This is a genomic window from Erwinia sp. PPS120, from assembly GCF_047918655.1.
Lineage (GTDB): Bacteria > Pseudomonadota > Gammaproteobacteria > Enterobacterales > Enterobacteriaceae > Erwinia > Erwinia tasmaniensis_A.
This window is the reverse complement of the sequence record NZ_JBLREF010000027.1, coordinates 20,396-33,614: the sequence shown is the minus strand read 5'-3', so window position 1 is coordinate 33,614 and position 13,219 is coordinate 20,396. Positions and strand designations below refer to the sequence as shown.

Genomic DNA, 13,219 nt, shown 5'->3' with positions numbered 1-13,219 from the left:
CCGAATATGGCATTAAATGGCTACACGCCGATGCAGCATATTCAACGCATGACTTGATTCTACTTATCGCCTCCGTTAAAAAGGGGAGGATTACCTAAATACCTGCATATCTCTAACAGCAAACGCATGCACATGATGACTACGCTGATCACCGCCCTTAATGAAATATCTACGCCCCGAAATCCCGTTCTCACCGCGAGCAATATACCCGGCGCGAGTCATTGCAGAGTTGTATCTATCCAGTTCATTGATGTTGGAGACTTCCAGCAGTATATCGATGACGGGTTTTGCTGAGAGACCAGGCACAGATGTACTGCCAATATGATGGATACTTTTAGCCACTCCACCGAGCAATGTCTTTATCAGTGAACTTTCAGCTTCAAACATCTCAGGCCATTTATCATCGTATGGCACAACAATAATCGTCCTCATATACACCTCTTGCTTAGTACTGAGTCTTTGACCTCAGATTTCACTCATTAATCCCACCTGCATCTTCACTATGTTATGTTTAAAACCCTTCCAGCATATATGGGTAGAAACATGATTGTAAGAACATGGCACGGATGCGTACCAGTCAGGCATGCCGAAGGCTTTGCAAACCATTTACAAAAAACCGGTGTTGAACATTCAGAGAGTACACCGGGAAATCTAGGGGCATATGTACGCAGAGAGACTCAGGGTGAATGGGAGCATTTCTTTCTGGCAACTTACTGGAAAGATCTTGAGGCAGTGAAAGCATTTGCGGGCGAACGGTACCAGATTGCAGTCATCTATCCCGATGACGAGCAATTTCAACTGCTTTCTGATCCTTACGTCTTCCAGCATGACGTCCGGACCGTATCCCCTTTGTAGTAATTTGCTGGCTGATGCCATGCTGCGGCCTTATCCTTTTTGGGTGTGCCCAGTACTCATATTTTACATAACTCTGCTGGGGTCTACAGTTGATAAGAAGGTCCGCTCATGACACAAAGCGGACATCAGGAACAACGTCCTTCTGTCCCTTTCCTGCATTACCAGTCCATGTGTCCTGGTGAACTAACCGACAAAGCCAGCTAACTTTACTAAGCCGCGCGGGCACGGTCTGGTCAGGAAGGGACATGTCCGATTGCTGGCAGACAGCAACCTGTGGGTAATTTATTCGCTGGAGCTCTAAGACCACCAATTGAAAAATGGTTCAATTAGTGGTTTTATAATTCATTAATAATTATTCACTATTGCTGCATGAGGTCTGATACGTTGTCACTAGAGTCTGCCGAATGGTTTAGCCAAAATGGTATAGAGTGTTCGCGGGTCAGAGCCCGTAATTCGGGCTTTCCGAAACATATTCACGATGAATATGTCATCAGTGCAAACCTGACGGGGGTAGAAGAAATCTGGCTGGCAGGGAAAACCGCCTATGTTAAAAGTGGTCAGGTTACCTTATATAATCCGGGAACCATTCAGGCTTCGCGTTTTGAGACTCAAGCAGTGGAATTCATCAGTGTGCACATACCCCAGGCAGTGATAAAAATGCTTGCAGATGAGGACAATCTCACTAGCGTTCATGAAGCCCCTGTTCTGCGAGAAGGCATAATCAATAACACTCGCCTGTTTGACGCGCTGTACCGTTTTGCAACTTCAGCCCGACTGGTGCGTGGCATGGATGAGGAGCAGGAACTGATTTTACTTTGTGGTGAGCTGCTCGAGACGCCAGCTCTACTTCAGAGATGTGACGAACAGAAAATCAATGTTGTTATCGAGTACTTGCGGGAGCACCTTAGCGTAAAACCGCAGTTGGAGATGCTCGCGCAGCTTGCGGGGATGAGCAAATATCATCTAGTTCGCTTCTTCACCCGGCATACAGGTATGCCGCCTCTGCAGTATCATATGCAGCTTCGTCTGCAGTATGCCCGCGACTTGCTTCGCAGAAACGTGCATCCTCTCGATGCGGCGATAATGCTGGGATTTTACGATCAGAGTCATTTCATTAATGCATTTCGCAAAGTGATGGGAACAACCCCCCATCACTATGCTTCGCAGGTCAGATCAGGTCACCATAAACTCCCGGTACCCTGACACAATCACGTAAAGCGCAAAATAGCTGAATATTAGCGCTGAAGCTATGTAGGAATATTTAAGCAGGCGTTGACCAAGCAGTCTGCCTCCAAAACTTCCAACCAGGCACAAGACACAGGTCCAGAACATTCCCGCGATGAAAAAGCCACTCAGAAACCAAGACGTTGCCGTAACGCTGTGCTGGCCCATCCGGGATATCAGCGCACCGCCTACTGTCGCAAACCATAGAATGGCCGTGGGGGAGGACATGGCAAGCACCACGCCCCGGCCAAATTCACGCAGCAGCGGGCGATACTGATGGGTTTCGCTCACGTTAAGCTCCGAAGCCTTCCTGAAAGCGGCAATCAGCATTTTGCCGGCGAACCACAGAAGCATTGCTCCACCGCCAATCCACAGTATCCAGCGTACGGCTTCATACTGAAGCAGTACGGCCATTCCCGCCAGCGCCAGTAATGCATATGCTAGATCACCCACACAAGTCCCCATTCCCAGCCAGAAACCATGAAAATATCCGCGTTGCATGGCAAGGGTAATCATGGCGATATTGGCAATCCCGATATCAAGACAAAGCGAAAGGCTCAGTAAGAAACCGTTTGAAAACTCGATCACAACGTAAAGCCTTTAATCTTCTGATCGTACTCGATCATGTCGACAGTTTTACCCAGCCGGTTCAGCAGCAGATCCGCCTCTTCACGCTGATGAGAAGGTGAATAGCATTGCAGGAATGCCAGGGCTGCCTCTGTATCACCCTGTAATACAGAGCGTGTCATTGCTGTTGCCAGTGCCGTCACAGCAGGCTTCATCGCGCTGAGGTCCACCACATAATGCGTCCCATTCCAATTCAGACACCGGTGTTCAGTTAGCCACTTAAGCTGTATATAGGCCGCCCCTGCATCAGGATAATCACATGGGCCGCGGCGCAAATATCTCAGCATTTCCAGCAGGAAAATTTTTAACTGTAACGTCTCATTCAGCTGTAGGGCCTGCCGGGAAGGCTCTGTCAGGCACATCAGCAGCCCAAACACATCGGCCAGTGCTTCCTGCACAACCATTGATCCCCATCTGTCCTGTTTACTTAATTTGCCAAACATCATCTTTTCAAGGACAACGGAATGTCCCAGATCATGCCCGCGGAACCAGGCGATCAGGTGGCGGGCACAGAGAGCGCTGTCTGCGATAGGTTCATGCTGCCAGCCAAGTAGGGAAGCCTGGGACCGGGAAAAGCGTTCAAACAGGTTTAAATAGGTGTTTGCAAACACTATGGTGCGCTTCTGGGAGGCGTATTTCACCCCTTCATCTTCAGGAAAGAAATAGGCGAAATGCTTGGGGTAGCTGTTAGCTTCGCCAGCAATTGCAAACAGATCGACAATTTTATAGCGGCATCCAGGCAGCGCAACCAGCCGCTGGTCGATATGATTTTGCAGCCAGCACAGGTTGTCCGGAAAGAGCTCATCCACCACATCCGAAACTTCCTGCAGCCCGCGATCGGGTAACCCAAACCAGGCGGAATAATGCTGCGTGCGAGACTTACCAACCCATGTCGACATGTAACCTATTCCCTGCACCAGCTCCTGTTCATCCAGCCCTGCTATCTGCGGGAGAAGCTCTTTTGCTGTGCTGGCGTCAGAGAGGATTTCTGCACGTAACTGCAACGCTTTGCAGGTGTCCGGATCGTCAAATTCCTGAGCAAGCTTGAAACAAATAATGCTGAGCTTTTCTTCAACAGACTGAAGCAGCGTACTCCCTGTCCCTGTGGAAACCGGCTGAATATGACTGGCCGCCTCTACAAGACGCGTGGCCTGGTGGATAAGGTCCAGCGCAGCGGGCGAAAGTGAGTCAGGCAGAGGAATATCCATCATGTGGATATGATATGAGTCAGCAGCGGGCCAGAACGGTGTCGTAAACATAAAATTCCCTTCCATTATCAGTAACGAGAGGTTTACTTAACCATTGCATCTGTAATCGGTATTGGAAGGAATTGCGCGAAGGGGTTAGAAAGAACGGTGCCCTTCAGAATCATAACCGACTACTTCGCTTAGCAGTAAATTAAAGGGCACGTAGTAAAGCGTGACAAGGGGCAGTCTAACGCAGTGACAGAGCGACAAGGTGCGTTATACACGCGAGAAGTGCCTTGCACCGCATAAATCAACAGGGTTCGGTACAGCAACGTCCGCTCCTGCCACAAAGCGGACATCGTTTGCGATGTACAGCAGGTTAAAAGCGAAAGCGGATATGCGATCTCAAGAGGATCATCTGCACATAACACTTATTTGCACAGGCGTTATAGCAGTTTTCTATAAATATCTGTTTCAGGCCACAATTGTGGGAAAATTTTCTCAAAGCTGCATAACTGCGATGCAGTGATTTACTCTTCAGGTTTAGGCCGCTGCGTTATGACCGGATGCAAATCCTGTTTATTGCACGCGTTTCCGGAAAGAAACACCGCAGCCAGCTGCGATTCCATGCGGTTTCATTTTACGGTATCTCATCCGAAAATCGTGCGCTGATCGCATCACGTTCATAACCCTGCGGTTGTGTCAGAATCTGGTATAAATCAGGACGGCGACCGTGGATCCAGCGACGTCCGGTACTCATGGCAAGCAGGCTTAAATCCAGTTCTGCGCTCACCATAAAATCTTTAGCAGCCCAGGTTTCATTAATGATTCTTCCATAAGGATCCAGGATCATGGCATTGCCTGTGCGGACTTCGTCATCATCTGCGCCTACGCCGTTACTAAAGAGAAGAAATAACCCGTTGTCGTGCGCACGGGCAGGTAGCCATCGCATCAGCCATTCCCGACCGCTTGCCCCCTTGAATGCAGCAGTAATTTCTTCCTTTCGCGTTTCACGTTCCGCCCAGAGCGCCAGCGAAATAGGTTTCATCGCATAAGGGCTGCGGGAATCGGTACCACCTGTTTGATGTGGCGCGAGAAGGATATCTGCACCCAGCAATGCCGTAGCGCGCACGTTTTCCACCAGATTATTGTCCCAGCAAATCAGGATCCCTACTTTTACTCCCCAGGGCGTATCAAAAACGGTAAACCTGTCACCGCTGCTAATGGCCGGATGCTCAAAGGCATGAAGTTTGCGATGCGTCTGCATTGAGCCATCCGGCATACAGGCAACGTAGGCATTGTAAAGGCGGTCATCATCGGCTCGTTCAATCAGCCCGGCGCCAATAATCATTTGATGTTTTATCGCCAGAGCGCGAATTAACATCATGGAGGGACTGGTTGCGATCGGTTCTGCAAGAGCATAAACCTCCGCTGTAGTGAGCTTTGGCACATGCCAATAGCCAGTGATACACATTTCCGGAAACGTGAGGATCTTCACCTGCTGGATGGCCGCCTGTTCAATAAACTTTTCCATTATCAGCAGATTATATTTTTTGTCGTTTGCCTGATGCTGAAACTGTACGGTTGCAGCCTTTAAGGACGTAAGCTCGTGCATGTTGCTTCTCCAGTTGTTGTTGAAACTGAATTACATAACGATTTCCAATAACTGTATAATCATATAATTTCTATTTTCGATAACTTTTTGGAATGAAATATTGAATATCCGGTTGCTAAAGGCCTTTTTAATACTGGCTGAAAAAGGAAATTATGCCGACGCGGCACGGTCACTGTGTATTTCGCAACCCGCATTGACTAAGCAGATCAATCTTCTTGAGTCGATGGTAAAGGTGTCACTTTTTTCACGCGGGCGTCACGGCGCAACACTGACCGCCGGGGGGAGACGCCTGGTGCCAGAGGCTGAAAAAGTGGTAAGACAAGCCCAGTTGTTTATGCATCACGCAGGACGGGTATCAGACGGTATTGAGGGGCATATTGCCGTTGGATTTGGCCTATCAAGCTTTTATCTGGCACCACGCTGTATTGCTGAATTTCGCAGAGACAATCCGGGAATAGAGATGTCTTTGACGGATCTTCCCTCATTCCTGCAGTACGAGCTACTGCAAAATGATGAGCTTCAGGTAGGATTTGTCAGGGTACCTCCACCGATAGCGCTTGATTACCTGCCATTATTTACCGATCGGCTGGTTCTGATTGCACCCACAACGCCGTCGTTATCATTGTCTGCTGCTGACTGGCTAAAAAAATGTCCTTTGCTACGTCTTCATCCCGAACGAGGACGGGGATTAAATGCGCAGATTGACCGCTTTCTGCATGATAACGGTCTTTTTATATCATCCACCCAGCGGGCTGATGATATACAAACTATTGTCGCGTTGGTGATCGCGGGTACAGGTGTTGCCATTTTGCCCTTTAGCGTTCTGCATATCGCACCACCGGAACGGGTTATTATTCCGTTAACAGGCAAGTCAATAAGCTGGAAAGTTGGGATTGCCTGGAACGCAGGCAGGGAGAACGTCATCCGGGATAATTTTATTGCCAGGATAAGAAAGCGTGTTGCGGTCGAAAACGAGTAATCAGCCTTACAGTTTCATTTCTGTCTGAAGCTGCACAATGCTAATAATCGGCTGCTGGGGATTGATTCATGCGCATGTTGTCAATATCTGCAACTGGCACATACCAACCTGTCAGATTAGATTTGGCCCTGTATCGGGGTTGTGCCCGGTCTAATCGGAGCTAACAGAGATAATTGCTGGAAACGATGCGGGCCCTGACGGACCCGCAGCAGAACAGGGATTAGTGGAAAGCGTTATTCAGCAGGATTGAGGTAATGACGCCGGTCGCAGCTGCAATCAGCACATAGTTACCGTCAATATAAGCCCAGTGTTGACCACGCGGTGGCTCGCGCAGGCCGCGGTCGTTCCAGTCGTTAACCCGGTAGTCGTCACCGCGGAAATCCGGCGGCAACGGGCGTCCCCTGCGGAAGTCGTGCCCCTGCCAGGCAAAGCGATCGCGCTCTTCAAAGTGGCGATCGGGACCATGACCGTCGTGATAATCGCCACGATCGTGAGGGCCAGGGCCGCGATCGCCAGGCCCACGATCCGGACCACGCCCCGGCCCATCACCGTGGTCGCCATGCCCACCCTGCTGGTGCCACTGCTGATCCGGCGGGCCATCTGCCTGCGAGACGGTGGAAAACAGGGTGCTTGCTGTGAAGACGGTCATTAAAAGTGCCAGAGTCGTTTTTTTCATCGGTACATCCTCTCATTTGCGCACGGCTTATCATCCGCCGCTGAAGGACACTATCGACGAAACCCGACGGTAAAAAAATCTCTAACTATCCTAAAACCCCTTATTTTGCGGTAGCTTAACCAAGACTTTCGCTTTCTTAACAGTGTGAAGGATTTAAGCATCTTCCGCCTGCGCAAAATTTGTGTTAAAGAGCAGAACACAGAGCCTCAGGCCGCTTCGCGCAGTGAGGTGATAAATTCATTGACCTCCCGCGCCTGGGTCATAAAGCCGCTCAGCGCCATTCGAAATCCCACAGCATCCAGCCCGCTGACGGAGAGCTGACTACAGAGTCTCAGGCTATCCTCGTTATCCAGCGCCAGCCAGCAACCGCGCATGGCATTCATTTCAAAGTTCAGGGCCAGCAGCGTTCGCAGGTAACGCTCGCTGCACGACTCGTGAAGATCCTCTATTTTGCAGTGAAAGATCAGGCTGTCGCTATCTGGCGGCAGCTCGATAACTGCCGCCTCGCGGTTATCCCGGTCAACCAGGGCGCATACGCCATCTTCAAGCGCGAGTGCACTATTATGTTGCCGGCCATAGTGCTCAAGCAGGTGATTAAGCTGTTCGGTTGCTGACATCGTGACCCCTTAACTTTTCAGCTGATAGTGTGCCTGCTGCCCATGCAAAAGCGCAGCAGCCAGCTCATCGTTTATCTTCGCGATGCGGCCATCCAGGGTATATCCGGTCGGTTTGTCCTCATCTTCACCGTAGCTAAAATTGATTTTCCCCAGATTTCGCTTCATCGCCACCGCTGCGCTGTTTCCGCCGCCCAGAAGGAACGCCGGGGTTGAAAAACCATCGCTTTTTGACTGGCCCTTGCTAAAACCAATCGCTTTAAGCCTGAGATTATTACGATCCGTTAGCTCAGCCGTTAATTCATCAGCCCCGATCCCCTCGTTCAGCCAGCGCTGCTCCAGCCGTTCACGAACCGCATTTTTTAGCTCGAGCGTGACGGTAGCATCGGTGCTGACATTATCTTTCAACCGGGCAATCAGCGTTTGCAGCCGGTGATCGTCCGTCATCAGCTGGCGAATTCGGGTGGCATTGCTGGCGTTAAGTTCACCATCCAGCCAGTGAGAAAACTGATGCCAGAGCCCGTTGTTATCCACTTTAGAGGTATTCGCATAGGTCGTCTGATATTCACCATTTTGCAGCAGCGTTAGCCCCCGTTCAGCGGCATATTGCTGGCGCAGATGCTTATCCAGCTCGCGCAGAGCGGCCTTCTGCCCGTTCGTCCCCTCTTCCCCCCGCCGACGTTCAAAATGCGCCTCGAGCGCATTGAGTTTCTGACGGATCGGGCGGGATGTGCTCTGCCGATCTTCAGCGGCTGACGTCTGCTGAGGCTCACTCTCTTCTTCATCTTTCAGCGACGCCAGCAGCGCGCTGGTTTCAGGATCGCTGAAGCTCTTGCCCAGTGACTCCATCAGTTTTGCCATATGCACGGGTTCCAGCAGCGGTGCCCTTTTCGTTTGCAGCGACAGGCTCTGGCGAGTTCGATCATCAATCGAGAGCTGGAAAGTGGCCGCCGGGCCGGCAAATAGCGCAAAACGCCCCTCATCGCTTTTGGTTATTGTTCCTATCGGTAGCGCAAAGTTTGCGCCGACGGAGGCTTTATTAACCCCTCGCAGGCGGTTGTTACTCTGGCTGAGGGTCGTGCTCTCTTCGGTGGTAGCCCTGCCGCGCTCGCGGGTGCCGGACATCAGGTTAACCCCCACGTAAGCGCCACCGCCTATCCGTGAACTGGCTGACGCCTGTCCGGCATTTTTGTCGGTGAGCGGAAACCCTACCGAGGCCAGCGCGGCAGCGTTGACGTCCAGGCTCACGTTCATCACGTTACCCTGTTTGACGCTGTGTTGATTCCCGCGGTTAATCAGCGTCAGCGGGTCAAGTGTCCCCTCGGTCAGCCCGGCAATAAAGCGCGGCAGCTCGGCATCGGTAATATCAAAGCTGACGCCGTTTTGTTTTTTTATATCGAGTGGCGTGACGGAAACCACCGCGCCAAGGCGCACGGCAGGCGCAAGATCACGCCGATCGTCGAGATGAGTTTTATGCGTTTCTAAATAGTCGGTAAGCAGGTTATAACCCATCCCCACAAAGGGCGTGAAGGTTCCGCCCCCGTCGCGGCCAAAGCTGACGTTAACGCCGCCCTCTCCGCGGGTGAAACTCAGATTATAGGTGCGATCCAGACTGCCTCGTCCCCCGACGCCCGCAATCACCTGGGTTCCCGGAATGCCTGACACCGTGGTTGCCGCACCATAAGAGCGGCTGAAAGAGATACTTTCCCCCTTCTCCATCGACCTGACCGTGTCCTCAAGCTTTTGTGCCAGTACCGCCTGATCTTTAGCATGCATTACCGTTCGCGCCGTAACGTTGATACTGTGGTTTTCCTTAGCAAAGGCTTTTGTTAGCGATTTCACCGCATCATAAGATGCCTCAAGAGCACTAATGCTGTTGTAGCCAAAACTGGTCACCTGGCGGAGCGGATTGTTATCCCAATCCTGATAAAGCCCATGAAAGTCGGTTTCAATCGCTGCCATCGCCTGGCGTTTTTCATCCTCTGGCAGCGCCATCGCTGCGGTAAACCTGTCGATAAGGTCATGCATTTTTACGTGAGCTAACCCATCAATAATAAGACGTGATTTCGCCAGCCCCATCTCATCGTGTTTATCACGGCGTTGGCCCAGCGGGATCGCTTCACTCGCCTTCTGATGCGAGAGTTTCACGCCGTTCTCTTCCAGCGCCGCAAGCGCCAACAGCGCGGTATTTCCCTTACCGGTGGGGTAGCGTGAAAAAATATCTTTCAGCTTCGCCGTCAAATCGCCGTCGCGCGTCATGGCCGGGTTGAGGCTTCCGGTCAGATTATTAAGCTGTTTTTTCACTTCTCCCTGCTGTGAATAGTGCTGGTTAAGCTGATCCGCTTTGTGTCCGCTGCTGTCGGCCAGGCGAACGCTAAATTTCTGCATATCCTCAAACCAGGCGGGCAGGTCCCCCTGACCGGCAAGAGTTTTTAGCTTAAGGCTAAGTGGCTCGGCCGGCCCCTGACCGGCAGCGGGCTTCTCCAGATGTTGATTAAGCTGAGTGAGCTGATCGTTCTGAAGTTCATAAATATGCGCCAGCCCGTTTCGCCCGCGATGACCGTGCTGCGCCAGGTAGCTAAGATTTTTCAATGGCCTGGGCGTTTGCAGCGTGGGGCGAAAGACAAAGGTGCTCAGACGGGTGCGAAACGGTGTATGCACTTTGTGACCGTCGTGGCCCGTTTGCCCGAAGGTGTTTACCTCTCGCTTGTAGGTAAGTCCGGTGCGTCCAAGGCGGGAATCACGGGTGGCGCTCATCAGCCGACCGTAGTGCTTATCGGCCATATTTTTCTTCTCTTTGCCGCCGGGCGGGGTGACCTCATTTGCAGGCGACGTTGGCACCGCCGCCACCGGGTGCCAGAGATCATCCCTGAGCGACAAAAGCTTGCCGTTATCCATTTCCAGCATCAGATGATTATTACGGTCGTTATACAGCTTTGCGGGTTTTGCGGACAGCTGGACCTGGCGCATCTGATCCATATTTCCCTTGATCCAGCGCTGCTCCGGTACGAGGTACATTCCCCCCTGATCGGTAAGTAAAAAGAGATCGCGCCCCGGCCCAATGGCCACGTCCATGACTTTTTGATCCTCAGGTGTGCCACCTGCGGGCAAAGGTGCCCTGATAGACTGCTGGATAGCCTGGTTAAGCGACGCACGACTGAGCGTGACGGGCAGCCTGGTATCGCGCCGGGTTTCGCCGTTGACATGGTGAAGATGCAGATCGCCCCCTTCATCCAGAGTGATAAATCGACCGTTATCGAGCACGGCGGCCGAGGTGAGCGTCTTGTCTTTGTTGATCCCCGGCAGGGCCAGGTCGTCGCTGACGCTTTTCTTAACCTGCGGCAGGGCGAAGACATTGCGATCGGCGTTAATCCTGTTGCTGGAGACGTTTATCTTCAATCGCTTGAGTTCATTATCCTTTAACACCCAGGCCTGCCGATCCTGCCCGAGCCGGAGCTGGTCGGCCTTAACGTCAGAGGCCTCCCAGCTCTGCGTTGTACCATTAAAAAAGTGGACCTTTCCCTCTTTCAGCGCCAGATGGCCGCCCGTACCCAGATCAACAATTTCCTGACGCGAAGGCGTCACCACCGGCAATCCTTTCTGGTAATTCATTACCATGCTGTCACTCAGGTTCCAGTGCGAAGGAGCGTGCCGGAAGCTGCCCGAGGTATTAAGCGCAATAGCATGCTGACGGTCCGCCCCGTCTTTTACCACCGCGTGCAGCTGGCCATTTTCACCATTCAGAATATCCTCCACGTTAAAGCGATCCCCCACGACCGCTTTTATCTGGTCGTGCAGATGCTGTTGCAGGCTGCGATTCTCTACCGCAGCGAAGTCCAGGCTGCTCTGCTCTGGGCCTGGGCGGCTGGCAACCCGAATTTTCCCCTGATAATCGACGGCAATCACGTGCTGCGCCGTTTGCGCCAGGCCGGCCAGCCGGGTGTCAGGGGGGGAAACGCTGAGGGTTCTGTGGCTGTCGACGGCGGCATCGGGCTGCGGCAGGAGTTTGATGCTTTGCTGATGCGTTTTTTCATTTTTAAGCAACAGCAGCGTCTGACCCTCTTCGGCAACCGAGACCTTACTGATTTTATCCTCCAGCGGCTCACTATGACCCGATGTAGACACATTGTGCAGCTGCCTGTCGTCATAAACACAGTAAAGCTGATTATCACCCTGTCTGGAGAGCTGCCCGTACGACTTCTCCTCGTCGGATTCGCCCTGCTGTGCAGCGTGTTGCCTGCTACCGGGAAGCGAGGCTGGCTGCCAGCCGGTCTGATGATCGTTCAGCCGATAGAGTTTACCTTCATGTACTCGCCATGACTGCTTACCCGCGTCGGTCCGTTCAGGGTATATGCCCGAAATCTGCCCGAGTAAGGTTGCATCGGGTAATTTCATTCTGCCCACGGCCATTGCCGGGGTGCCGGTTCCACTGATGCTGACTTCATTTTCTGCCGCATCCAGCGCCAGCCTGTGCGAGATAGCCGCCTTATCGCTGGTGCCTGACCAGCGCCCTTCCTGCCCCTCTTTACTCTGTTTCCACTCAGGCTTAGCGGTGCTGCCCGACACGCCCACCAGCGTTTCTGGCGACGAGTGCAGCGCCAGCAGGCGACCGCTCTCTTCCAGCAGGGCATGCTGCTCTCCGCTGGCACTGGATACCGCGCTCTGGTAGTGCTGTGTAGCCTGTCCAAGGGTTTGTTTCAGCAGCGTGTGGCGCAGCGCGGGTGCCGTGATTTGTGGCTTCCCGTGCGCGTCCAGACTTAGCGTAACGGCGGCTTCCCCCTGGCTCTCCCGTAGCCTGTGCAGCGCCGCCCCGCTGACGCTTCCTCCTTCCGCGCGCGGCGGGTGAGCCTGCCCGGCAGCAAGCGCCTGATTAATGTCCTGCTCCAGAGAGCCGGGGCTGGTATGCGGGATCTCGTGCTCCAGCTGAATTTGCGGTGCCCGGCGCTGGCCGCTTAACCCGGCCATTTCGATTGACTCTGCCGTCTGACCCGGCGCTATGCGGGAGGACGCGGTTCCCTGCCCCGGCAATTTTCGGGAGGACGCAGCAAGGCGGCTAAATAGCGGCAGCCTGCTGAATGCCTTAAAGCGACTGTTCGATGACGCTGGCTGAGCTTCTCCCTGGGTCAGGTCCAGGCTCGGTTCCCCCTGCTCCTGCGCGACGCTCTGAAGGGTATCGCTTCCGGTAATTCTGGGTGCCGCCGGACGCTGAGCCAGGGCAGGACGACTCTGCGGGTGACGTTGTGCGGCTGCCGATCGCTGGGTGTTGTGCAGGCTCAAAGCCGAGGTAAGTTTTTGGGTTACCGAAGACATGGGCTTTTCTCCTGAAAGGTTCACATCAAAGCTCCGTTATTATGTGGCCCTGGGTCCGTCGATGTTCCCAGCGGGAGAGGAATTTATTTTTCGGCCAGTCGAATAAGAACAATAACTTAAGGTAAACCGGTG

Annotated in this window: 9 protein-coding genes and 1 pseudogene; 3 read left to right on the top strand and 7 right to left on the bottom strand. The window is 52.8% G+C overall.

From position 1 onward, the window contains the following. Positions 1 to 93: 93 nt before the first annotated feature. Positions 94 to 432: pseudogene (locus ACLRGG_RS14385) on the bottom strand (GrpB family protein); the annotation flags it as partial. Positions 433 to 543: 111 nt separating this feature from the next. Here ACLRGG_RS14385 and ACLRGG_RS14380 point away from each other — a divergent pair. Beyond that, complete coding sequence (locus ACLRGG_RS14380) at positions 544 to 855, top strand: antibiotic biosynthesis monooxygenase (RefSeq protein WP_416250415.1); 312 nt, start codon at positions 544 to 546, stop codon at positions 853 to 855. Positions 856 to 1,239: 384 nt separating this feature from the next. Further along, positions 1,240 to 2,058: a helix-turn-helix transcriptional regulator gene (locus ACLRGG_RS14375; protein WP_345831069.1), complete on the top strand. Its 819-nt coding sequence runs from the start codon at positions 1,240 to 1,242 to the stop codon at positions 2,056 to 2,058. Here ACLRGG_RS14375 and ACLRGG_RS14370 read toward each other — a convergent pair. From ACLRGG_RS14370 to ACLRGG_RS14360, 3 genes are all read right to left on the bottom strand, one after another. Next, positions 2,029 to 2,667: a LysE family transporter gene (locus tag ACLRGG_RS14370; protein WP_353613515.1), complete on the bottom strand. Its 639-nt coding sequence runs from the start codon at positions 2,665 to 2,667 to the stop codon at positions 2,029 to 2,031. The two genes, ACLRGG_RS14375 and ACLRGG_RS14370, sit on opposite strands and share 30 nt — an antisense overlap. Further along, positions 2,664 to 3,965, bottom strand: a complete 1,302-nt coding sequence (locus ACLRGG_RS14365; protein WP_416250414.1) for a DUF8614 domain-containing protein — start codon at positions 3,963 to 3,965, stop codon at positions 2,664 to 2,666. The genes ACLRGG_RS14370 and ACLRGG_RS14365 overlap by 4 nt, the downstream gene beginning before the upstream one ends. 568 nt (positions 3,966 to 4,533) lie before the next feature. Further along, positions 4,534 to 5,508: a nitrilase family protein gene (locus ACLRGG_RS14360; protein WP_416250413.1), complete on the bottom strand. Its 975-nt coding sequence runs from the start codon at positions 5,506 to 5,508 to the stop codon at positions 4,534 to 4,536. A gap of 100 nt (positions 5,509 to 5,608) precedes the next feature. Between ACLRGG_RS14360 and ACLRGG_RS14355 the strand changes: the two genes are divergently transcribed. After that, complete coding sequence (locus tag ACLRGG_RS14355; protein WP_416250412.1) at positions 5,609 to 6,487, top strand: LysR family transcriptional regulator; 879 nt, start codon at positions 5,609 to 5,611, stop codon at positions 6,485 to 6,487. Between the two features lie 220 nt (positions 6,488 to 6,707). On the opposite strand, the gene ACLRGG_RS14350 is transcribed toward ACLRGG_RS14355, so the two are convergent. The 3 genes from ACLRGG_RS14350 to ACLRGG_RS14340 form a co-directional block, all read right to left on the bottom strand. Then, entirely contained in the window at positions 6,708 to 7,163 is a 456-nt protein-coding gene (locus tag ACLRGG_RS14350) for an RcnB family protein (RefSeq protein WP_067705391.1), read from the bottom strand. Positions 7,164 to 7,369: 206 nt separating this feature from the next. Further along, a complete protein-coding gene (locus tag ACLRGG_RS14345) occupies positions 7,370 to 7,780 on the bottom strand; it encodes a type III secretion system chaperone (RefSeq protein WP_416250411.1) in 411 nt (136 codons plus the stop codon). 9 nt (positions 7,781 to 7,789) lie between these two features. Beyond that, positions 7,790 to 13,087 carry an AvrE-family type 3 secretion system effector gene (locus ACLRGG_RS14340; protein WP_416250410.1) on the bottom strand — a complete coding sequence of 1,766 codons (5,298 nt, stop codon included), beginning with the start codon at positions 13,085 to 13,087 and terminating at the stop codon, positions 7,790 to 7,792. Positions 13,088 to 13,219 lie beyond the last annotated feature (132 nt).

Bases quoted from the DNA above. Each gene is read 5' to 3' on its own strand.
- ACLRGG_RS14380 (WP_416250415.1), top strand. From the start codon at position 544: ATGATTGTAAGAACATGGCACGGATGCGTACCAGTCAGGCATGCCGAA.
- ACLRGG_RS14365 (WP_416250414.1), bottom strand. From the start codon at position 3,965: ATGTTTACGACACCGTTCTGGCCCGCTGCTGACTCATATCATATCCAC.
- ACLRGG_RS14360 (WP_416250413.1), bottom strand. From the start codon at position 5,508: ATGCACGAGCTTACGTCCTTAAAGGCTGCAACCGTACAGTTTCAGCAT.
- ACLRGG_RS14350 (WP_067705391.1), bottom strand. From the start codon at position 7,163: ATGAAAAAAACGACTCTGGCACTTTTAATGACCGTCTTCACAGCAAGC.
- ACLRGG_RS14345 (WP_416250411.1), bottom strand. From the start codon at position 7,780: ATGTCAGCAACCGAACAGCTTAATCACCTGCTTGAGCACTATGGCCGG.
- ACLRGG_RS14340 (WP_416250410.1), bottom strand. From the start codon at position 13,087: ATGTCTTCGGTAACCCAAAAACTTACCTCGGCTTTGAGCCTGCACAAC.